Origin of the sequence: Arthrobacter globiformis (genome assembly GCF_030818015.1) — a bacterium.
Taxonomy (GTDB): Bacteria; Actinomycetota; Actinomycetes; order Actinomycetales; family Micrococcaceae; genus Arthrobacter; species Arthrobacter globiformis_C.
In genome coordinates, this window is record NZ_JAUSZX010000001.1 from 3,117,721 (window position 1) to 3,138,186 (window position 20,466).

At 65.0% G+C, this 20,466-nt stretch carries 25 protein-coding genes and 1 pseudogene; 10 read left to right on the forward strand and 16 right to left on the reverse strand.

The window, feature by feature from the left end:
• Positions 1-3 precede the first annotated feature (3 nt).
• From thrS to QFZ23_RS14520, 3 genes are all read right to left on the reverse strand, one after another.
• Entirely contained in the window at positions 4-1,968 is a 1,965-nt protein-coding gene (gene thrS / locus QFZ23_RS14510; protein WP_373427940.1) for a threonine--tRNA ligase, read from the reverse strand.
• Positions 1,969-2,161: 193 nt separating this feature from the next.
• Positions 2,162-5,788, reverse strand: coding sequence for a DNA polymerase III subunit alpha (locus QFZ23_RS14515; RefSeq protein WP_306923947.1), 3,627 nt, complete (start codon positions 5,786-5,788; stop codon positions 2,162-2,164).
• Complete coding sequence (locus QFZ23_RS14520; RefSeq protein ID WP_306923949.1) at positions 5,785-6,150, reverse strand: hypothetical protein; 366 nt, start codon at positions 6,148-6,150, stop codon at positions 5,785-5,787. The genes QFZ23_RS14515 and QFZ23_RS14520 overlap by 4 nt, the downstream gene beginning before the upstream one ends.
• A gap of 143 nt (positions 6,151-6,293) precedes the next feature.
• On the opposite strand from QFZ23_RS14520, the gene QFZ23_RS14525 reads away from it, so the two are divergent.
• On the forward strand, positions 6,294-6,680 hold the full coding sequence (locus tag QFZ23_RS14525; protein ID WP_003800653.1) for a hypothetical protein: 387 nt from the start codon (positions 6,294-6,296) through the stop codon (positions 6,678-6,680).
• Between the two features lie 126 nt (positions 6,681-6,806).
• On the opposite strand, the gene QFZ23_RS14530 is transcribed toward QFZ23_RS14525, so the two are convergent.
• Positions 6,807-7,133: a chorismate mutase gene (locus tag QFZ23_RS14530; protein ID WP_102972334.1), complete on the reverse strand. Its 327-nt coding sequence runs from the start codon at positions 7,131-7,133 to the stop codon at positions 6,807-6,809.
• Positions 7,134-7,147: 14 nt separating this feature from the next.
• Between QFZ23_RS14530 and QFZ23_RS14535 the strand changes: the two genes are divergently transcribed.
• Positions 7,148-7,570, forward strand: coding sequence for a VOC family protein (locus QFZ23_RS14535; protein WP_306923953.1), 423 nt, complete (start codon positions 7,148-7,150; stop codon positions 7,568-7,570).
• Between the two features lie 60 nt (positions 7,571-7,630).
• Here the strand turns inward: QFZ23_RS14535 and QFZ23_RS14540 are convergent, their stop codons facing one another.
• Positions 7,631-8,380 carry an SOS response-associated peptidase gene (locus QFZ23_RS14540; RefSeq protein WP_306923954.1) on the reverse strand — a complete coding sequence of 250 codons (750 nt, stop codon included), beginning with the start codon at positions 8,378-8,380 and terminating at the stop codon, positions 7,631-7,633.
• A gap of 101 nt (positions 8,381-8,481) precedes the next feature.
• Here QFZ23_RS14540 and QFZ23_RS14545 point away from each other — a divergent pair, with 101 nt between their 5' ends.
• Positions 8,482-8,739, forward strand: a complete 258-nt coding sequence (locus QFZ23_RS14545; protein WP_078028863.1) for a mycoredoxin — start codon at positions 8,482-8,484, stop codon at positions 8,737-8,739.
• 93 nt (positions 8,740-8,832) lie between these two features.
• On the opposite strand, the gene QFZ23_RS14550 is transcribed toward QFZ23_RS14545, so the two are convergent.
• Positions 8,833-9,084 carry a hypothetical protein gene (locus tag QFZ23_RS14550; RefSeq protein WP_306923957.1) on the reverse strand — a complete coding sequence of 84 codons (252 nt, stop codon included), beginning with the start codon at positions 9,082-9,084 and terminating at the stop codon, positions 8,833-8,835.
• Positions 9,085-9,244: 160 nt separating this feature from the next.
• Here QFZ23_RS14550 and QFZ23_RS14555 point away from each other — a divergent pair, with 160 nt between their 5' ends.
• Positions 9,245-9,607 carry a VOC family protein gene (locus QFZ23_RS14555; protein ID WP_306923959.1) on the forward strand — a complete coding sequence of 121 codons (363 nt, stop codon included), beginning with the start codon at positions 9,245-9,247 and terminating at the stop codon, positions 9,605-9,607.
• A gap of 40 nt (positions 9,608-9,647) precedes the next feature.
• Here QFZ23_RS14555 and QFZ23_RS14560 read toward each other — a convergent pair whose 3' ends face one another.
• Positions 9,648-10,052 (reverse strand): VOC family protein, encoded by a 405-nt coding sequence (locus QFZ23_RS14560; protein WP_306923960.1) that lies wholly within the window; start codon positions 10,050-10,052, stop codon positions 9,648-9,650.
• Between the two features lie 51 nt (positions 10,053-10,103).
• Positions 10,104-10,850 carry a lipoate--protein ligase family protein gene (locus QFZ23_RS14565; protein WP_306923962.1) on the reverse strand — a complete coding sequence of 249 codons (747 nt, stop codon included), beginning with the start codon at positions 10,848-10,850 and terminating at the stop codon, positions 10,104-10,106.
• 16 nt (positions 10,851-10,866) lie between these two features.
• On the opposite strand from QFZ23_RS14565, the pseudogene QFZ23_RS14570 reads away from it, so the two are divergent.
• Positions 10,867-11,177: pseudogene (locus QFZ23_RS14570) on the forward strand (DUF2177 family protein); the annotation flags it as partial.
• 83 nt (positions 11,178-11,260) lie between these two features.
• Here the strand turns inward: QFZ23_RS14570 and QFZ23_RS14575 are convergent.
• A complete protein-coding gene (locus QFZ23_RS14575; protein ID WP_306923964.1) occupies positions 11,261-12,064 on the reverse strand; it encodes a thioesterase family protein in 804 nt (267 codons plus the stop codon).
• A gap of 155 nt (positions 12,065-12,219) precedes the next feature.
• Between QFZ23_RS14575 and QFZ23_RS14580 the strand changes: the two genes are divergently transcribed.
• Positions 12,220-12,375 carry a carbohydrate-binding domain-containing protein gene (locus QFZ23_RS14580; protein ID WP_306926864.1) on the forward strand — a complete coding sequence of 52 codons (156 nt, stop codon included), beginning with the start codon at positions 12,220-12,222 and terminating at the stop codon, positions 12,373-12,375.
• 193 nt (positions 12,376-12,568) lie between these two features.
• Complete coding sequence (locus QFZ23_RS14585) at positions 12,569-13,273, forward strand: endonuclease/exonuclease/phosphatase family protein (protein ID WP_306923966.1); 705 nt, start codon at positions 12,569-12,571, stop codon at positions 13,271-13,273.
• 375 nt (positions 13,274-13,648) lie between these two features.
• Here the strand turns inward: QFZ23_RS14585 and QFZ23_RS14590 are convergent, their stop codons facing one another.
• From QFZ23_RS14590 to QFZ23_RS14600, 3 genes are all read right to left on the reverse strand, one after another.
• Complete coding sequence (locus QFZ23_RS14590) at positions 13,649-13,837, reverse strand: DUF1918 domain-containing protein (RefSeq protein ID WP_003800608.1); 189 nt, start codon at positions 13,835-13,837, stop codon at positions 13,649-13,651.
• 83 nt (positions 13,838-13,920) lie between these two features.
• Positions 13,921-14,271: a TraR/DksA family transcriptional regulator gene (locus tag QFZ23_RS14595; RefSeq protein WP_306923968.1), complete on the reverse strand. Its 351-nt coding sequence runs from the start codon at positions 14,269-14,271 to the stop codon at positions 13,921-13,923.
• On the reverse strand, positions 14,261-14,779 hold the full coding sequence (locus QFZ23_RS14600; protein WP_306923970.1) for an NUDIX domain-containing protein: 519 nt from the start codon (positions 14,777-14,779) through the stop codon (positions 14,261-14,263). The genes QFZ23_RS14595 and QFZ23_RS14600 overlap by 11 nt, the downstream gene beginning before the upstream one ends.
• 32 nt (positions 14,780-14,811) lie before the next feature.
• Between QFZ23_RS14600 and QFZ23_RS14605 the strand changes: the two genes are divergently transcribed.
• Positions 14,812-15,321: a metallophosphoesterase family protein gene (locus QFZ23_RS14605; protein WP_306923971.1), complete on the forward strand. Its 510-nt coding sequence runs from the start codon at positions 14,812-14,814 to the stop codon at positions 15,319-15,321.
• A 100-nt stretch (positions 15,322-15,421) separates the two neighbouring features.
• Here QFZ23_RS14605 and QFZ23_RS14610 read toward each other — a convergent pair whose 3' ends face one another.
• The 3 genes from QFZ23_RS14610 to QFZ23_RS14620 form a co-directional block, all read right to left on the reverse strand.
• Positions 15,422-15,598: a CsbD family protein gene (locus QFZ23_RS14610; protein WP_306926866.1), complete on the reverse strand. Its 177-nt coding sequence runs from the start codon at positions 15,596-15,598 to the stop codon at positions 15,422-15,424.
• Between the two features lie 96 nt (positions 15,599-15,694).
• Positions 15,695-16,135, reverse strand: a complete 441-nt coding sequence (locus tag QFZ23_RS14615) for a DUF1810 domain-containing protein (protein WP_306923973.1) — start codon at positions 16,133-16,135, stop codon at positions 15,695-15,697.
• Positions 16,136-16,143: 8 nt separating this feature from the next.
• Positions 16,144-16,416: a hypothetical protein gene (locus tag QFZ23_RS14620; protein ID WP_306923975.1), complete on the reverse strand. Its 273-nt coding sequence runs from the start codon at positions 16,414-16,416 to the stop codon at positions 16,144-16,146.
• Positions 16,417-16,820: 404 nt separating this feature from the next.
• Here QFZ23_RS14620 and QFZ23_RS14625 point away from each other — a divergent pair, with 404 nt between their 5' ends.
• The gene (locus QFZ23_RS14625) at positions 16,821-18,191 is read left to right on the forward strand and encodes an ammonium transporter (protein WP_306923977.1); all 1,371 of its coding nucleotides are present in this window, start codon (positions 16,821-16,823) and stop codon (positions 18,189-18,191) included.
• Between the two features lie 28 nt (positions 18,192-18,219).
• On the opposite strand, the gene QFZ23_RS14630 is transcribed toward QFZ23_RS14625, so the two are convergent.
• A complete protein-coding gene (locus tag QFZ23_RS14630; RefSeq protein WP_306923978.1) occupies positions 18,220-18,891 on the reverse strand; it encodes a DNA alkylation repair protein in 672 nt (223 codons plus the stop codon).
• 410 nt (positions 18,892-19,301) lie between these two features.
• Between QFZ23_RS14630 and QFZ23_RS14635 the strand changes: the two genes are divergently transcribed.
• Positions 19,302-20,447 (forward strand): glycoside hydrolase family 16 protein, encoded by a 1,146-nt coding sequence (locus tag QFZ23_RS14635; RefSeq protein WP_306923979.1) that lies wholly within the window; start codon positions 19,302-19,304, stop codon positions 20,445-20,447.
• Positions 20,448-20,466 lie beyond the last annotated feature (19 nt).

Consider the following 20,466-nt stretch of genomic DNA (forward strand, 5'->3'; position numbering starts at 1 on the left):
CGGCTAGCTGGTCCGGTTGCGGACGGCGTCCACGATCCGCTGGACAGCCTCGGCCACGGGCACGCCGTTGTCCTGGCTGCCGTCCCGGAACCGGAAGGAGACCGCGCCCGCCTCCGCGTCCTCACCGCCGGCAATCAGCACGAACGGGATCTTGTCCTTGCTGGCCGTGCGGATCTTCTTCGGGAAACGGTCCGAGGAGATGTCCACCTCGGCGCGGATGCCGGCCGCCTTGAGCTTGTCGACGACGTCGAACATGTAGTCGTTGAAGGCCTCCGCTACGGGGATGCCCACCACCTGCACCGGAGCGAGCCAGGCCGGGAAGGCGCCGGCATAGTGCTCGGTGAGGACGCCCATGAACCGCTCCACCGATCCGAACAAGGCCCGGTGGATCATGACGGGACGCTGGCGGGTGCCGTCGGCGGCCTGGAACTCAAGTTCGAAGCGCTCAGGCAGGTTGAAGTCGAGCTGGATCGTGGACATCTGCCAGGTGCGGCCCAGGGCATCCTTCGCCTGGACCGAGATCTTGGGCCCGTAGAACGCAGCTCCGCCCGGGTCCGGAACCAGCTCCAGTCCGGAGGCCTCGGCAACTTCGGCCAGGGTGCGGGTGGCTTCCTCCCAGGTGGCGTCGTCACCGACGAACTTGTCCTCGTTCTTGGTGGACAGCTCGAGGTAGAAGTCGTCCAGGCCGTAGTCCTTGAGGAGGCCCAGCACGAAGTTCAGCGTGGTGGTGAGCTCGTCCTTCATCTGCTCGCGGGTGCAGTAAATGTGGGCGTCGTCCTGTGTCATGCCGCGCACGCGGGTCAGGCCGTGGACCACACCGGACTTTTCGTACCGGTAGACCGAGCCGAATTCGAACAGCCGCAGCGGCAGTTCGCGGTAGGAGCGTCCGCGGGAGCGGAAGATCAGGTTGTGCATGGGGCAGTTCATCGGCTTCAGGTAGTAGTCCTGGCCGGGCTTGCGGACGGTGCCGTCCTCGTTGTGCTCCGCGTCGATGTGCATTGCGGGGAACATGCCGTCCCGGTACCAGTCCAGGTGGCCGGATACCTCGTACAGGTGCCCCTTGGTGATGTGCGGGGTGTAGACGAACTCGTAGCCGGCGTCCACGTGCCGCTGCCGGGAGTAGTCCTCCATGGCCTTGCGGATGATGCCGCCCTTGGGGTGGAAGACGGGCAGGCCAGATCCCAGCTCATCGGGGAAGGAGAACAGGTCCAGCTCGGCACCAAGCTTCCGGTGGTCGCGGCGCTCGGCCTCGGCGATGCGTTCCTGGTACGCCTTCAGGGCATCCTTGGTGGGCCACGCGGTGCCGTAGATGCGCTGCAGCTGCTGGTTGTTCTGGTTGCCCAGCCAGTACGCGGCCGAGGACCGGGTCAGGGCAAAGGCGTTGGAGATGAGCTTGGTGTTGGGCAGGTGGGGGCCGCGGCACAGGTCGCACCAGACGCTGTCCCCGCTCTTGCGGTCGACGTTGTCGTAGATGGTGATGTCTCCGGCGCCCACTTCGACGTTGACGCCTTCGCCGGCTTCGGCGGCGTCGTTCTTCTTCCCCAGCAGTTCAAGCTTGTACGGCTCATTCTTCATGGCCTCGCGGGCCTCGTCCTCCGAGACGACGCGGCGGACGAACTTCTGGTTCTGGTTGACGATCTTGAGCATCATCTTTTCCAGCTGGCGCAGGTCCTCGGGAGTGAAGGGCTCCGCGACGTCGAAGTCGAAGTAGAACCCGTCATTGATGTAGGGACCAATGCCAAGCTTGGCGTCCGGGCGCAGCTGCTGCACGGCCTGGGCCATGACGTGGGCAGTCGAGTGCCGGAGGACGTTGAGCCCGTCGGGGGAATCGATGGTGACGCCTTCAACCTCGGCACCCTCGGGAAGGGGCTGGTCCAGGTCTTTGAGTTCGCCGTCGACCCGGGCCACAACGACGTCGCGGCGCTCAAAGAAGAGTTCCGCGCCGGTGGTCCCGGTAGTCACCTTCATTTCTTCGCCATCGACGATGAGGGTGATCTGCTGGGCATCTGACACGGGTGTCTCCTATTCAAGGTTCAGGCTTCGTAGCTTGTGGCGTACGGGGACCACAGCCAGCCTCGTCAATGTTATCTGTTGCAGAAGTGGCGAGCCAAAGCGGCACGGCGGCACCCAATGGGAACAATTGGAAAAGGAAAGGGGCGGGTCAGCTTCCCAGGCCGGTGATGGCCAGGTTCCTGCTGATGCCTTCCAGTGGTCCCGGCTGCCTGAATTCATGTTCGATGCTTCCTGGTTCGCCGTTCCCTGGCTCGAGATCTCCCGGCTCAAGGTTCCCCTGCTCAAGGTTTCCCGCCTCGCCGTTCCCCGGGGCAGCGGTCCCCCGTCCTGGGAATGGCAGGGTATCCACCTGGCTGAGGTCCCACGCCATGCTGGCGCTGAGGCTGATGCCACGCGGACCGGTCCGCCGGGTGGTTCCCCGGATAAGCAGCAGCCGGGTGCTGAACAGCAGCGGGCCTGCATGCTCCTGCGCCTCGTGAAAGAACACGGAATCCACGCACCCGGTGCCATCATCGATGCTGATGAAGACCACCCGCCTGCCGCCGCGCATGGGCGGGGTCTGGGTGGCGATGCGGACACCGGCAACCAGGACCTCCGTGCCGTTGCGCAGCCCTAGCAGTTTATCCGCTGTGGTGACGCCCAGCCGGTCCAGGAGCGGCCGGTGGCTGGACATCAGGTGTTCACTGACATCAACAGCCATCAGGTCAAGTTCCGCCCGGACGTTCTCCACCATGGTGGGCTCCGGCAGCCCGGCCTTGACGTTCCGCAACTCGACATCCCCAAGAGGCAACGCGAGCTGCCCCTCAATGACGTCGGCGCCCTTCTTTGCCGGCTTGCCCTGCAGGCTCTGCAGGTGGTGGACAAGGTCTGCCCGGTTGGCTGTTCCGCCGGATTCCCGGTGCAGTGTGTCAAAGGCACCCAGTTGGGCGAGCCGCTTGATGCTGGGCTTGCTCAGCCTGGAGCGTGCCCTTAGATCCGCCAGTGAGTCATAGGGCTGGCCTGCAACGATCCGCTTCAGCTCAGAACCGGACAGCCCGAAGATGCCGTTGAGGCTCAGTCGGATGCCCAGCTTTCCCCGGTCCGGGCCTTCCGCGACGCGCTCAACCCGGTATTCCGCCCCGCTGCGGTTGATGTCCAGCGGAAGAATGGGGATCCCCATGCGGCGTGCTTCGGCCACAAGGAGACGCTTGGGATACATCCCGGGATCGTGTTCCCACAGGCCAGCGAGGAACGCTTCCGGATGGTGCGCCTTCAGCCAGGCCGACTGGTAGGTGGGCACGGCAAAGGCGGCGCCGTGGGCTTTGCAGAACCCGAAACTGGCGAACGATTTCAGGGTGCCCCAAACTTTGTCCACGACGTCCGGCTTATATCCTCTGGCTTTTGCCTCGCGGCGGAAAAACTCCTCAACCTGCCCTTCCATGACGTCATTGCTCAACGCCCTGCGGAACTCGTCGGCTTTTGCCAGCCCGCAGCCGGTCATCACATCAAAGGTCCGCAGGATCTGCTCATGGAAGACCGTCACCCCGTGGGTTTCCTGAAGTACCGGCTTCAGGTCAGGGTGCGGGTAGGTCTCTGGCGCGAAGCCGTGCCTGTGTTCCAGGAACGGCCGGACCATGTCCGATTTCATGGGCCCAGGGCGGAACAGTGAGATGTCGATGATGAGGTCGTTGAATTCGCGCGGGGCCATCTTGCCCACCAGCTCCCGCTGGCCCGGTGATTCGATCTGGAAGCACCCCAGCGTGTGGGTGCTTCTGATCAGCTCATACGTCGGCTCATCATCCAGGGGCACGGCATTGAGGTCGATCCGGCCGTCCTCGGCGATGTAGTCCGGACCGCTGCCATCCGTTGCCACGGGGTGGGCTCCGGCTGCCACCACTTCAGCCTTGGAGGGATGGATGCGGATGATCTCCCGCACGGCAAAGGCCATGGCGCTTTGCATCCTGACTCCCAGGACATCCAACTTCAGCATGCCCATGGGGTCCATGTCGTGTTTATCGAACTGGCTCATGGGCAGGCCAAGGCCGCTGGGCTGGACGGGGGTCCGGTCCAGCAGGGTGGCATCACCGAGGATCACCCCGCAGGGGTGCATGGAGATATGGCGCGGAAGCCGGTCCAGCCGTTCGGTGAGATCCACCAGCAGGTCCAGCTGCTGGTTCTCCGCAAAGTTCCGCTGTTCCACACGTCCGGCGAACTCTCGAAGTTCCGGCTTTTCCTCCAGTGCCTCCCGGAACTTCCGTGCCGAAAAGCGCCACAGCTGTTTGGCAATCTCGCCGACATCGCCGTCGTCCATCCCCAAAGCCATGCCGGCGTCCCGCACCGCACCGCGAGCGCGGTAGCCGTTCTGCATGCTCATCAGTGTGACGCGCTGGGAGCCGAACCGGTCAAAGATCTTCCGGTAGACGTTGTGCCGCTCAGCGCTTTCAACATCGATGTCGATGTCAGGCAGCGTTGACCGGTCGCCGGAGAGGAACCGTTCAAAGATCAGGTCATGCTGGAGGGGGTTCACCTGGCTGATGTCAATCAGGTAGTTCACCAGGCTGGAAGCCCCCGATCCCCTGGCTGCCGCCCTCACACCCATATCCAGGATCATGCGGGAAACCTCGGCCACGGTGAGGAAGTAGGAGGCAAAGCCGAGGCGGGCAATGATCTTCAGCTCATGCTGCAGCCGAGCACGCATGTCCGCTTCCGCCTTCCCGGCGATGCCGGGGAATCGCCGCGCAATTCCCGCCTCGCAGCGCTGGGCCAGTTCTGCCAGCGGATCCCCTTCGATGCCGATGACGGCGGCCTCGGGCACCACCGGCTGCTTCCAGCCCATGTCAGACACGGGATCCATGCGGCAACGGTCCGCGAGCGCCTCAGTCTGCGTGAGCAGCACCTGGAGATCTGCGGACCCGTAGCCGGCTGCATGGATGACTTCCTTTCCCAGTTCCACCATTTGGTCCGGGGTTTTCAGCCAGCCCTGCCCGTTGGGCTGAAGCAGCGGCGCGGCGGAGAGTTCGGGAAGCGACTTCAGCGTGCGGGCCGAGTCCAGGACATCGGCGGTTGCCGCCCCGTCCTCTTCGCAGTAACGGACTGCGTTGGTGAGCACGGCCGGCACGCCGTACTCCTGCGCCAGCTTGAGCATGCGGACCGCATGGGCGGTGCTTAACGGCTCACCCGGTGCACTGAGGTGGGTGACGATCTCTGCCGCAACACTTCCGGCCGGCATGGCGTCCAGCCAGCCCTTGAAAAGGGTGCGGGGCCGGAGGTACCGCCGCCCGCCCAGCGCGATGCCGACGTCGGAATCCGGGCCCAACAGCACGGTGAGCACCGGTTTCAGGGTTTCCGGGTCCAGGACGCGTGAGGCGAGTTCAGCCCTGGTGACAGCAACGGGCACCGCTCCCCCGGCCTTGCCCGTGGTGCGGGCATGCGCGTCGGAGATCAGCCGGCACAATGCCTTGTATCCCGCGCCGTTGTTGTGGCCATGCGCGAGGACAACGACCCGCCCGGTGACGCGGGCTGCCGGAAACCGGGTTTTGGAAACCCGTGCATCAGCCACCCCGGCCTCGTGGTCCCCCTCGTCGTCGAATACCGACAGATCCACGCCGACCACCGGGTCAATTCCGGCAGCCATACATGCCTTGAGGTGTTTTACCGTGCCGTACAGCCCGTCGCGGTCCGTGCATCCGAGGGCGGTTGCTCCCTGGGCAGCTGCTGCCTGGGCGAGTTCATCTGGCCAGGAGACACCGTAGTGGGCGCTGAAGGCGGTGGAAACGTGAAGGTGAGTGAAGCTCATGCTGATTTGTGCCGGAGTGCGTCTTTGGGCCGGAGGGCGTCGTGGATCCGGAGCAGCCGCCAGCGTCCGCTGCCGGCATGCCGCACCAGGTCAAGGGTTAGAGGTTCAGCCGGTTCTGCAGCCGGAGTTTCCGGTGGGCTGCTTCTGCCGGCAGGCAGGACCTGCACCCGCCAGATCTCATGGTCCACAAGCCCGGGACCGCTTCCCAGCGGAGCACGCCGTTCTTCTGCCCACCACTGGCGGCGTTCGTACCAGCGCAAGGGTTCAGCGCAGACCCGGTATTCCGTGCCGCCCCACCGAAGTTCCGCTGGCTCACCGGTAGGTGCGCAGACGACGTCAACAGACTCGCTGAACGTTCCCATGGGTGCCTCCGGATACCAATCTCATCCTGCAGAAAATACGCAGTCATTCGAATATGTATTCGAATAGTTCCAGTCTACGCCGGGCCGGAGACAAAACCTAGATGGGTGTGGACGGACGGCGGCTCACAGGGCAGGATGGTCCCATGAGTTCCAATGACGCGCTCCTGAAGCAGGTAAGCATCGCCGCCAAAGAAAGCACATTGGTGGCCAAGTTCGATATCGACGGCAACATTCCAGCATCGGGCGCCTTTGTTGTGGGGCTCGTGGCTGCAACTCCGGACTATTCACATCAACGGAGGCTGGGAATCGAGTTCATGAACGGCGAGGCGGTCTCGATCTACTCCTTCAGCCACGACGGCACGGAAGAGAACTTCGACCTCAGCAGCGTTGAGCACTCGGGCAACACCATCACGGGCAACTTCCCCATGAGCACGGTACTGGGGCTGGACAAGAGCCACCTCATGTCCGCGTTCAGCGAGGCGGACGGGCGGGAATTCCAGTCCGGCGTGCCTGTCGAGGAGAAGCTTTAGAGGGTCAGCGCCCCCCCGCGAGCGGCACCGGGCACCAGCCCGGATCAGCCGGCCCTGCGCCCCGGCGCGCCTGTCAGCCACCAGAACCCTTCAGCAAACAGAACACTGACAGCCAGAAACAACAGCTCAGCTGTTGTCGTTGTGGATTTTCATCTCAAGCTCGATGAACTTCGAGATCATGGCCCGGTACGTGCTTTCCACGATGTCCGGGTCTATTTCTTTTTTCTCGGCTGCCGAGCGCACATGCTCGATAACCCGCTCCACGCGCCCCGGGGCACGCACTTCGGCATCGTCACCCTTCAGGGTTCCCGCGATGCGAATCAGGCGCTCGCGGCGGGCGATCAGCGTGACGATCTGCTCGTCCACCTCATCCACCGCGACCCGCACGGCGGCGAGCTGTTCCCGGTCAGCCTGGGCGTTTTTCTCGTCTCCGTGATTTGTGGGCATGATCATGACAGTATCGAACCATGCAGCCCAGAGTCGATTTTATTTCATTGGGAGTGCGCAGCGTGGCCGCCTCCCGGCGCTTCTATGTGGACGGCCTGGGCTGGCCGGTCCACCGCGAGGTTCCCAACGAGGTGGTCTTCATCCAGGCGAACCACGGCCTGATTCTCTCCCTGTGGGATGCCGGACAGATGCAGGCCGAGGCCGTCGTCGATGCTCCCGCCGCAGTTCCCTGCATTACGCTCAGCCACAACGTCGGCAGCGCCGAGCAGGTGGACCAGGTGATGGCCCAGGCAGAGTCCGCCGGCGCCGCCGTCGTGGCCCCTCCCAAGACCCAGCCCTGGGGCGGCTACACCGGATACTTCGCCGATCCGGACGGCTTCCGCTGGGAGATTGCGTTCAACCCCACCTGGACAGTGGACGACGGCGGCCAGGTCACCGTCTGAAGGCAGGCCCGGGTCTGATTACGGCCGGCTCCGCCTGTCCCGGACCCACAGAAGGCAGACTCAGAAGAGTGCCTCCACGGGCTCGATCAGTTCCGGGGAGTTGTTGCGGACGTTGCCCACCGCCTTGCCCACGGAATCCACCCGCCAGCCGGCGGCTACGTCCTTTACGCCGGACCGGACGAGGTCCACCAGGCCGGCGGCGTCGTCCACCTGGGGGTCAAGCCAGGCCGCCATGGTGTCGCGGCTCATGGGCAGCGGGACGCGGTCGTGGAGCGCTGTCAGTTCGGCGAACACCGTGCCTTCAGTTCCCGCCGGCGGCGAGTCCGCCGTCATGATGGACATCGAGAGCATCCACTGGGCGGGTTCACCCGGCGGCACGGACGGGTCCTTCCACCACTCGTACAGTCCGGCGAAGGCCATGGCGGACTCGTCCCGGGGATGCACGTAATACGGCTGCTTGCTGCGGCCCTCCCCCTGTTTCCACTCGTAGTAGCCGTCGGCCGGGACCGCGCAGCGCCTCGACTGCACAGCCTTGCGGAACGCCGGCTTCTCCAGGATCGACTCGCTCCTCGCATTGATCATCTTCGCGCCGATGGCCGGGCTTTTCGCCCAGGACGGCACCAGCCCCCAGCGTGCGACGTGCAGCTGGCGGACCGTGGCGCCGTCGATAAGCCGTTCCAGGACAATGGGCGCGCCGTCGGTGGGCGCAACGTTCCACGACGGCGGGATTTCGGTTTCGTTCTCAAGTTCGGCGTCGAATTCGGCCAGCAGATCCCCCACTGCCCGGGCCATGACGTAACGTCCACACATGGCACCAGCATGCCATTGCAACAGAGGCTGGGGAATACCGGTGTCCGGGTTACGGTTGTGGGGAAGGAAACCGACAGGACCATACAATCCGAGGAGAGCCCGTGGACTTTACCCCCGAAGACGGCACCATCACCATGTTCTCGACCACCTGGTGCGGCTACTGCAACCGGCTGAAGAAGCAGCTGGACGCCCAGGGCATCGGCTACACCGAGATCAACATCGAAGAGGTCGACGGCACGGCCGAGCTCGTGGAGCAGATCAACGGCGGCAACCGCACCGTCCCCACCGTCCTCTTCCCGGACGGCACCGCTGCCACGAACCCGTCCGCTGCAGAGGTCAAGAGCAGGCTCGCCGCCTAGGGCTGACGCCGCAGCATGTTATCCAGTAAAGGCACCGGAGACCGGTGCCTTTACTGTTTCCATGCCATGGCTGTCCCAGGCCCCTCCGGCGGATCAGACCTTTTCGCCGATCCGGTCCTGTGTCGGCCTGGGAGCGTGGGTTTCCTTGCGGCGGGGCTCCTTGCGGCGGGCCAGGAAGGCCCACAGCCTGGTGTCGTCCGCGTGGGTCCGGGGTTCCGGATGGTCCACAGGCAGCGGGTTCCCGGGCGCAGCTTCCGGGGGCACCGGTTCCCGGTGCGCCTCAGGCTTTCGGACGGTATCCTTTCGTGTGTCCCAGCCGAAATCCGCCCGCGATGAATAGCACATCACCGACCTCCTTTTCAGCGGCTGTTCCTTAATCGTCCTCCCCTCTGCGTTTGAAATCGACAGGTCGGGGTACGAAAAATCCGGGCCCGGCGCCGCTTCTGGCGATTGCCAGTCGGGCGCGTTACAGTTCGAGTTCCTTCCCGCGTTCCAAAGGATTGCTGTGAATCCAGTTTCCCCGCAGATCGGCACCGTCTTTGTCCCCGTCAGCGATATCGAGGAAGCCCGCGACTGGTATTGCGGCATCTTGGGCGTGCCCGCCGATGACAAGGTCCTGCTGGACCATCTGTATATACTCCCCATGGAGGGGGCCGGCCTCGTCCTGGACAGCAGGATCTACTCCCCTGGCGCGGTTTTCCAGGTTCCTGCGTTCCACTTCAACACCGCCGACATCCATGCGGCCCACGCGTTCATGAAAACCCGGGGTGTGGAACTCACCGACGTCAACGATGACCAGTGGTTCAACTTCCGGGACCCGGACGGAAACGTCCTCATGATCTGCCAGATCCCCCCGGCCACCGAATAACTCGTCGCGAGGCCGTTCTGCGCCCAGCCGCCACCGGGAATCAGGATGTGGCGAGCCGCGCCTCAGGGATCTTCGGCTCGAACAGTTCGATCGGATTGCCTGAGGGATCTTGGATCAGTACCTGGTTGCCGCCGATACCGGTCACGATGTCACTTCGGAACGGCACGCCCGCGTCGCGGAGGGCCCGCACGGTTGCCGCGAGGTCGGACACCTCCAGCGTGAAGCGATTCCAGCCGCCCGGCGCAGGACTGGTGCCGTCGGGCATGCTTTGGCCTCCCCCACCCTGGCCGCTAGGAGCACTCAGCAGCAGCCTCAGATCACCGCGGTCGAGCATGGCAAAAGCTGGAGCGGGATGCATGACGAGCGTGAATGCCAGATGGTCGCGGTAGAAGTTGATCGCAGCATCGACATCATCGACGATGTACCGCACGCTTACGGTGGCCACAAGGGGACCTCCTTGCTCTGCACTTAGCAATACACTCCGCGTCGCGGCCTGTCAACGGAGGCTGCTGAAGTCGGCCTGGCCCATCGTGGCGTACTCCGCGTAGGTGCGGACCACGGCGTCCTCGATGGCCTGCACGTCAAGGCCGGGCACAAGGTCGTTGACCGCACCGGCGGTCTCGGGATCCCAGTCCAGCCCCAGGGCCGCGTAGCTGGCCGTAAGCACCTCGCGGATGGGCGCCGAGTTCTCCACCACCACGACGGAACTGAACAGCCAGGCGCCCGACACCACGCGCTGGGCTGTTCCCACCAGCTTGATGCGGCGCGCGGGGGCAACGGGTTCGAAGCCGTGGACGCTGTATTCGCCCGGACAGTATTCCCCGGGAATCTCGCCGACGGCGGCGTGCACGCCCACGCTCCGGAGCGCCCCCGCCAGCATCTCGCCGAAAAATGCGAACCGGCCTTTGGCTCCGGCGATCGCATCGCTGTGGGGCTCCACATGGTCGATGATGAGGGTGCCCTCGTGGTATGCGGCAGCGCGGCCACCCGCCTTGCGGATCAGCGGCTCGAACCCCAGCTCACGGCAGGCCTGGGCGGCGGCGCCGAAGCCGGGCAGGCGGGTGTCGCGCTGGCCGAAAGCAACAGTCGGTGCGGGCCGGTACAGCCGAAGGGTGGGTCCGATGTCCCCGGCCCGGGCTTTGCCGAGGAGCTCGATCCCAAAATCAAGGTCGCGGACGGCGCCAAGGGACTGCTCCTGCCGGACGAGGGTCAGAGTCCGTGAATCAGCCCCGGCCTGCTGCATGTTGCTGAGCTCCCTTATGGTCGTATTGCAGTTTCTGGTCGTGGCCGCTGCCTTCGCCGTGATCGACGCCGTGTCGCTCAAGCTCATGAACCCGTTCTACCGCAGCCACATCGGTGAATTGCTGGCCGGCCGGCCCCATCTAGGGTACGCCGTGGCGTTCTATTTGATTTACATTGCGGGCATAGTTTCTTTGCCCTGCGGCCGGCGCTCGACGGCGGCACCTGGCTGACCGCCGTCGGCCACGGGGCGGCGCTGGGCGCCTTTGCCTACGCAACCTACGACCTCACCAACGCCGCGACGCTCAAGACCTGGCCGCTGCCGCTCATTGCCGTTGACATGGCGTGGGGCGCCCTTCTGACCGCCCTCGCCACGCTGGTGGGCTGGCTGGTCTTCCACGAGGCCGGCAGCGGTCAGCTCTTCCGGAGCGTGAGGATCTGTTCCGCCCGTCCGAAGGGGCCGGACAGGTCATGGAGCACGGTCGAAGTGAGGCCGATGCCGTCGAAACCAAAGGACACCGCGTTGTCCAGTCCCAGCCACTCACCCTCCGGCCGCCGATACATGTGGATCTGGAGGTCCAGGTTCGGGAACGCGTAGCTGTCCATGCCGGGGGGCACGCGTGCGGCAATGCCGTTGGCGGTGTCCACGAGCCCCATGAGCCTCGCCATGTCCGTGCTGTCGTTTCCGTCCGTCAGCGGATGGTCCGTGCGCAGCCACACCTTCCCGGCACCCGGCCGGTGACCTTCCGCCACCCTCATTTCCAGGGAACGGATATACCCTCCCGGCCACACGCTCGCACCGTCATAGGGCTTGCATTCTTCCGGCGCGGGGATGGGGCCATCCTCGACGGCCGCCACCGCGGACGTGTCGCTGGTGATCATGCGCCAGGCTGTCGCCCTGATGGCCACGCGCCCGGCCGCCACCAGTTCGGCCTGCAGCAGCTCGATGGTGCGTCCCGGGCGCAGCGTCGTGGTGACGATTTCAAATTCCCCGCCGGGGATCAGTCCCAGAATTTCGTAGCTGAGCCTGGCCATCCGCATGTCGTCCCGGGTTTCGTGCCGGTCCAGCCGGTCCGCCAGGAGTCCGGACGCCGGGGCCATGTGCTGCTCGTGGGCGTTCCAGGCCCCCTGGGCGTGGATGGTGGAGCGGAAGCGGCCGTCGCCGAGGTCCTGGTAGTAGAAGTCGCCGTCGGCGAGTTCCGGGAGTTCAGCAGTCAACGTTGACTCCTTTACAGCGTGATCGGTTAATCCCCGTTCACTCTATCGCTTCCGGCATACGGAGCCGTCTCAGGCCTCGCGGGCCGGAAGCCGTTTACAGCTTCCTCCAACCCGGCGAAGCCCATCAACCCGTACTGCTGGACGGCACATAACAGATCACGGCCGGCGGCGACGGCTTGAAGGCGCAGAACCAGCTGACCATCGCGAACGGAACCGTAACGGTATCCGAATCCTCCGAGGGCCTCGATGGCCGGCACATCGCCATCAGCGGCGGCACGGTATCGGTGACCGCCTCCGATGGCGGAAGGTAACAGGGGCAGGTAACAAACGGCAGGTCGCCAGCGGCAGGTCGGGCAGCAGCATCTTGTGGAATCCGGCATACGTCCGGCGCGGCATTTTTTTGCCCCGGCCGGACGCGCGCTTAATGTCCGGATCTCCATATGATGATCTGGGTAGACTCGGAGACTGGTCCTTCTAGCAGCCCTCGGAAGAGGTGTTCCACTGATGCGAGTTATTAGCTACAACCTCCGCAAACACAAGGCGAGTGGCGAACTGATGAGTCTGGCCCGCAACTTTGGGATAGACGTCCTCTGCCTTCAGGAGTGTGACTCATCCGATCTGCCTGACACGCTCGGCCCGCTCCACCTGGCCGACTACACCAAGGGCAACAGGCTGGGCCTGGCCATTTATTACCGGGCTGACCGGTTCACTGCCCTGGAAACCAAGGCCTTCGCCCTGAAGAAGTCCATGCACGACCGCGTGATGGCACCGGCCCATGAGCGGCTGATCGGCACCCGGATGGTGGACAACGAAACCGATCATGAGCTGGTGGTGGGTTCGTTCCACGCCGCCCCGCTCACCGCGTCAAACTCACTGCGGCGCAAGCAGATCCACGCGGCGCATGCCGAGTTGCTGAGCATGGGCACGGGGCTCATGACACTGATGGTGGGCGACTTTAATTATCCGTTCTTCACCAAGAGCCTTGACACGCACATGAAGAACTCCGGCTACGCACTGTCCCTGAGCAACCGCAGGACCTACACCCGGTACAAGGTTTTCAAGGGCCACTTCGACTTTGCGACGTCACTGGGACTGGACATTGAAAGCGTGGAAACTCTCCCCCGGGGGAAGTCGGATCACCTGCCCATCCTCGTGACGGCCGAGTACGGCGCGGACCGGGCTCCCATTAAGGGGCAACCCGTTTCCTGAGGCTTCCGTGTTGAGGCTTCCGCTGTGGGACTGTGTGGTCCCTAACCGGGATGACGCCGATCCGGGGCGTCCGGTCCGATGACCACCACATCCACCGGTGCCACGCCCAGGCGGCCGCCCACACCACACACGCGGCCAGGGAAGAGCGCCATTCCGTTCCTTCAACCACCCCGTCCGCACCCGCCACGCCGGGTGCGGCGCGGGCCAGCAGCCCGAACAGCTGGGACACAGCGCCGAGCAATGACTCTCAGCAAGCGGCTCAGGCTCGCCCCGGAAAAAAGACCACAGCGAGCGCCACGGCGACGAGACCGGCAATGATGGCAAGGACTGAAATCAGGATCCGGTCGGGCCGTGGCGGTGCGGTCATCCGGGCAGCTAGGTGGTGTGGTGCTCGACGGTGAAGTCGCCGCCGGGGTACAGGATGGTCTCGTGGCCATCGTCGAAACGGACATGGTACGGCGGCGCTCCGTTCGGGCCCCGGACCTCCAGAATCTCACCGTGCCGGTCCGAGGACTCCACTGTCCTGCCCCGGATGATGATGCGGTCTCCCTGGGTTGCCTGCATGGCAATCACCTCCCAGCCCTAGAGTACGATGCTCTTCCCTTTGGCGGAACAGCTCCGCGGTATCCTCGGCAGCGGAGCCGGGATTAGGCCCGGCCGCCCGTGTGGCGGATGCAGAAGGGGGTCCAGGGACGGGCCTCCAGCCGCCCTTCGGCGATCTGCTTTCCGCACACCGTGCATATTCCGTAAGTGCCCGCGTCGATCCGCTCAAGGGCAGCGTCCACCTCCGCCAATCCGGACCGGCTTTGGTCCAGGAGTGCCGACGCCTGCGAAAGTTCAAAGGCGATGGTTGCACCTTCGGGATCATGCTCGTCGTCGACGTTGGAGTTGTGCCGGGCGGCATTAGCTGAGGCTATGTCTGCGCGCAGGGCCGGCAGAAGGGCGAGCTTTCTCTCCCGTTCCTCTTCCAGCAGCTGCCGGAACTTCTCAGCGTCCATGGTCGGAGCCGTCCAGCAGCCTGCCGCGCAGCTCCGGCCAGGAGGCGGCAAAGGAAGGATGCAGGTTAATGCCGGCCACCTCCTCGACGGGAATCCACAGCAGTTCGATGCTTTCCGGGTCGTTGATGGCCGGTTCGAACGGTTCCAGCACCCGCACGGCCACGGTGGTGTAGGACCAGTAGCCGATGTCGAACACGGATGTGAAGAGCACTTTGACGCTCTGTTCGGGAACGGCCGCCTCCTCGTGGGCCTCACGCAGTGCGCCCGTCACGGCGTCCTCGCCCTGGTGCAGCGCTCCCCCGGGAAGCCCCCAGGTTCCGCCGTGATGGCTCCAGGTGGCGCGGTGCTGCAGCAGGACGCCCTTCTCCACATCATGGACCAGCAGGCCGGCCGATCCGAAGCGCCCCCAGAACCGTCCGCGGTCGCCCTCCACCCAGGCATCGCCCGGGTCGCGGGGGCCAAGGGGACGGCGGGGATCACCGGGTGAGGGCGGAATGATTCTCTCCATCGTTCCAGTCTGCCCCATGGGAAGATGCTTCGATGAGCCTGCGCCTGGTCCTTGTTGCCGACACCCACGTCCCGAAGCGCGCCCGGGCACTGCCTGAACAAGTGTGGGCCGCCGTCCACGACGCTGACGTGGTGTTCCACGCGGGTGACTGGGTCAGCCAGGATCTGCTCGACGAGTTCGAACAGCGCAGCGCGCGCCTGATCGGCGTTTACGGTAACAACGACGGCGACGAGCTGCGGCGGCGCCTACCCGAGACGGTCAGTGTGACGCTCGACGGCGTCCGGTTCAGCATGATCCACGAGACCGGACAGGCGAAGGGCCGGGAGCAGCGCTGCGAGGCCCTCTTTCCTGATGCCGACGTGCTGGTTTTCGGCCACTCGCACATTCCCTGGGACACGGTGGCGCCCGGCGGGCTGCGTCTGCTCAACCCCGGCTCCCCCACGGACCGCCGCCGGCAACCTGTGTGCACCTACATGACCGCCGTCGTCGTGAATGGCAGCTTGGCTGACGTCCAGCTGGTGGAGGTCGGCACCGGCCCCTGACTGGCCACACAGGAAAGGGAGCCCTGGCGCGGTTTCCCGGACGGGGCTCCCATCGGATCTGACGCTCCTGCGGAGAGTCAGACGTGGTGATCCTGCTTGGTCAGTCCTTCTTGAAGGCGTCCTTGACCTTTTCACCGGCCTGTTTCAGATCGGCCTTGGCCTGGTCAGTCTTGCCCTCGGCCTCCAGGCCCGGGTCGTCACCGGCCTTGCCCGCACCTTCCTTGGCCTTGCCGCCAAGTTTTTCTGATGCATTGTCGATTTTGTCGTCCAGACCCATGCCACTGTCCTTCCGTCTGCGCAGCCCGCTGGGTGCAGGCCGGCTCATGCTCCCAGTCTAGGTCGGGCACCTATCCGGGTGAAGGGGAGCTACCACTTACATTCGCGGGCCTGCCAGCAGCCGGTCAGTGGCGGCGTCGGCTTCTCCGCCGAAGTAGTGCTCCAAAACGCTCCGGAACACCTGTTCATCCGGTGCCGCACGCAGGAACAGCGTCATGGAGGACTGAAGCTTCCGGGCATCGATGCCGCCGAAAATCTCCGCCGCGCCGCGGTTTCCCACGTTATCCGCCGCGGTGGCGCACTCGATGAGCCGCGGTCCCAGCACGGGATGCTGCAGGTATGCCCGGGCTTCATCAAGGGAGGCGATGGCGTACTTTCTAGAGGTGGCGCTTTGACCCAGACCGGCAATCTGGGGAAAGACGAACCACATCCAGTGGCTGCGCTTGCTGCCTGCGCGGAGCTCGTCCAGGGCCTGCGTGTAAGTCCCACCGTCATTCTGCGCGGTGACGAACCGTTCCAGGTTATGCGGGTCGTTCATGGCGGTTCCTAGCTGGAAACGTCCCGTTCGATGTCCTCGGCGAGGTCGTCCACGTCTTCGGGCCGCATGCTGATGCCGGCGGCGTCCAAGCGTTCCTTGAGGACGTGGCTCACGTCGTCCTCCACATGGCCCAGCCGGATCTCGTCGCGTACTTCCTCGGCGATGTCTTCGACGGTATTAGGGCTGTCCGACCCTGCCGCAGCATCAGCGGCTTCCGCCGCAACATCCGCATGCGGATTCTCAGTGAAGTAGTTATCGCCGGTCGCTGCAGATTCAGTCATATCCCATGGTGGCGGCCCCGCTCAGATCCGGTCAACAGGTGCGGCAGGAAACCATCCGGCGCCCGACGATGACGGCCGGCAATGGGCGTGGGGGTGGATATGTTTCATTCATGTGTTGGTAACGCGGCCTTCCAGTGGCAGCCTTCACGGCGGCCCACCGGATCCGTCCCGCGGTTCCGGCCAAAAGGATGCAGCGTCAGCAGAAAAGGCGCCCGGCCATTAGGTGCCGTTAACAAACCCGAAACACGGCAGTCACGCGGGCTTTACGTAGACGCGATTTTTGAAACCCGTGTGTAACGTGCCACGCCCCGTACCGAAACATAAGCCCCCGAATATCAATAAGGGGCGTGGCGCCGGCATCAGCGGTCCGCGGAAAGAATGAGTTTCCTGGGAAGGGAAAGCGCGTGGAAATCACTGCGGCGAACGTTTGGATGATGGTGTCGGCGGCATTGGTGCTGCTCATGACCCCGGCACTGGGCCTCTTCTATGGCGGCATGACCCGTGCCAAGGCCTCCCTCAACATGATCATGATGAGCTTCGTGTCCGCCGGTATCGTGGGCGTGGTCTGGGTGCTCTGGGGCTACTCCATGAGCACCGGCGAAGGCGTTCTCGGCCTGTTCGGCAACCCGTTCGCCAGCTTTGGCCTGAGCGGGCTGATGGGCACTCCCGACCTGATCAAGGCCGGCTTTGCCGGGACCTTCGCGATCCTCACCGTCGCCCTCATTAGCGGCGCGATCGCCGACCGCGCCAAATTCACCGCGTGGGTTCTTTTCGTGCCGCTGTGGATCACAGCCGTCTACTGCCCGCTCGCTTTCATGATCTGGGGCGGCGGCCTCATGAGCCAGGGCGGAGCAGTGACTGCTATCTTCGGACAGGTCATCGACTTTGCCGGCGGCGCCGTCGTAGAAATCAGCTCCGGCATCGCCGCCCTGGTACTCGCCGTGATCGTCGGCAAGCGCCACGGTTTCGGAAAGGACCCGGGGCACCGCCCCCACAACGTACCGTTCATCATGCTCGGCGCCGGACTCCTCTGGTTCGGCTGGTTCGGCTTCAATGCCGGCGCCGCCACCACGGCAGAGCAGGCCGGTCTGATCTGGGTCAACACCCTGGTTACGCCGTGCGCCGCCATGCTGAGCTGGCTCCTCACGGAGAAGATCCGCCACGGCCACCCCACGTCCCTGGGCGCAGCGTCCGGTGCCGTCGCCGGCCTGGTGGCCATCACGCCGTCGTGCGCCAACATCAGCCCAGTGGCCGCCATCGGCCTGGGCCTGGTATCCGGCGTGGCCTCGGCCCTGTTCGTTGAACTGAAGTTCAAGTACGGCTTTGACGATTCCCTGGACGTTGTCGGCGTGCACCTGGGATCCGGCCTGGTCGGCACCCTCGCCCTCGGCTTCATCGCTCTCCCCGTCAACGGCGAAGGCGGCGGGCTCCTGTACGGCGGCGGTGTCCATCAGCTCATCGCGCAGACGGTTGCCGTTCTCATCACGCTCGCGCTCTCCGGGCTGATGACCGCGGTCATCGGTCTCGCGATTCACAAGACCATCGGCTTCCGGGTCAGCCGTGAGGCCGAAGTTGCCGGCGTCGACCGGTCCGAGCATGCCGAGAGCGCCTATGAATTCGGCAGCATGGGGCACAGCCAGTTCCACCCGCTCCACCAGCACATCCACGCAGCTCCGGCCGTCCGCCCGGCCGGCTCACCTGCCAACCCGGCCGCGGACGACGCCGTTTCCTCCCAGGCGGCGGAGAAACTGCAGCCCGCACCCGCTTCCGTTTAGTACTTCCGCTGTTCGCGAGACCTGGGTCCTAGCGGCGGAAGGTGAGCCGGAGCTCCGGCCTTCGCTCCGCAACGGCGTCAAGCACGGCGTCAACGGCCTCCTGGTCAGGGCTGCTGTCCTGCGGTGTCCTGTCAGGAGTTGTCTCGGCCGGCATTGCGTCCGCAGCAATCCTGGCGCGGCGAACAAAGCCATCCCAGTCACCGCCACCCGCCCGGAGTGCCCGCAGCGGCGCCATCAGCGACGCGCGGCGGAGCCAGACGTCCGGGTCCCCCGCCCACCGGTCCAGCACCGCGTCGGCACGCGCGCGCGGCTGGCCGGTAAGTCCCTCCACCAGCGGACCAACGACGTCGACGGCGAACGGATCGACGATCGACGGCATGTGTGCGTCCCGCACGAAGCCTTCGATGCGCGTCAGGTCGGAGTTGGTCAGCAGCTCCACCTTGGACTGCAGGAGGACGACGGCGGCCAGGCGCCGCTCGTAAACAGGCACCTCCCACAGTTCGGAACTTAGGGCGGTGACCTCGTCGTGGGTCAGTCCGGCGTGGCGGCGGAGAGCGTCACGTACCGTTCCGCGCACAGCGCCCACCGACGCGCCGTAGTACTGGATCGTGCTGCCGAACCGGTGACGCATTTCCTCCGCCCGGTACCACGACCCCTCGCGCTGCAGGGTGTCATCCACGAAGTCGCCAGCAGCACTCACCCGCTCATTCTTTCCGGCCAGGCGCCGGGCAGTCCAACTCCCACCCCTTGGCGCGGGTCCTCGTGGTCGAAGACGGGGCCACGCCGTGTTTTGAAGGTGGGGAAGGGGCCTTGTTTCCGGTCCGCGTCACAAAAGTGTTCCCGCAGGTCAGTTCCGGGAAACGGTTGCACGGCCGGTCCGCGGGCTTCGCGGCGTTTTGCGGGCGTTGGTAACGATCAAGTAACGTTGACGCCTGTTCCGCAGGGACGGCCCCGTTGGGGCCCTGGAGGCCAGCGCTGGGCTCCGGATGCGCAGGGCGGCAACTCCGCTGCTCTGGCCCCGTCGACCGGGGCCCAGAATCGCTTCGTGCATTTCTTTGCCACCTAAATTTTGGTTGCCTTCCGCGGCAGCCGTTCGCCCGGAGGGGTCTTTTGCTTAAGAAGAAGATAGCCATTGCCATTAGCATCGGCGCGCTTTCGCTGACCGGATGCGGCCTCACTCCCTCCGCGCAGCAGGCTGCTGCCGGGCAGAGTGCTGGCGCTGCGGAATCAACCTCCGCCAGCCAGGCCGCCCCGTCGTCCAGCAGTCCTGCTGCCGCGAAAAGGGCGTCGGCCGTCTCGTCATCGAGCGCCACCAAAGCTGCGGCAGCGAAGGCTGCCGCAGCCAGGAAGGCTGCCGCTGCGAAAGCCGCTGCTGCCAAGGCTGCTGCTGGCAAAGCCGCGGCCGCGAAAGCTGCCGCTGCAAAGGCCGCTGCATTGAAGGAAACAGCCGCTAAAGCCGCCGCGCCGGCCCAGGCGGCTTCCGCCGTCGCCGCCCCTGCCGCTCCCGCCGCTGCCGCCAGGAACGCCGTGCCGAAGGCTGCCGCCGTTCCCGCCCAGCCCGCTCCGGCACCGGCACCGTCACCGGCTAAGCCTGCATCCACCATGGCGGGCAGCGGCACGCAAGCTGCCAGCACCCTCGGCTGGGGTTCGGTTGTGGCCGGCGACGAATTCAATTACACGGGCACCCCGGACCGCACCAAGTGGAGCGTGTACAACAGCCCCGGACATGCAGGCAACGGCCTGCGTAGCCCCCAAGCCTGGTCTGTCGCAAACGGTGTTGCAACGGTCAGCGGCGACTCCGCAGGTACCACCGGCGGCATGTCGGCAAAGTTTGCCAACCAGAAGTACGGCCGCTGGGAAACCCGCATGAAGACGAACCGGCGGGATTCCGAATACCACCCCGTCCTCATTCTCAATCCGGTCAGCAAGTCCTCGACCTGCGATGAGGTTGACTACGCCGAGAGCACTTCCGATACAACCCTGGTGAAGTTCTTCCTGCACTATGCATGCAGCGGCAGCAAGCAGACGTACTCTGCCAAGGCAGTGGATACCACCCAGTGGCACAACTACGCCGTGGAGTGGACGCCGGCCGGCATCACGGGCTACATCGACGGCGTCAAGACCTTCACCGACACCATCCCCGCCCACCAGCCCTCCGGCAGCGTGCACCAGACGCTGCAGCTCGACTGGTTCCCTGACGGCACCCGGACCACGCCTTCCCAGATGCAGGTCGACTGGGTGCGCGTCTACAAGTAGGCAGCCTGTCCGCTGACCC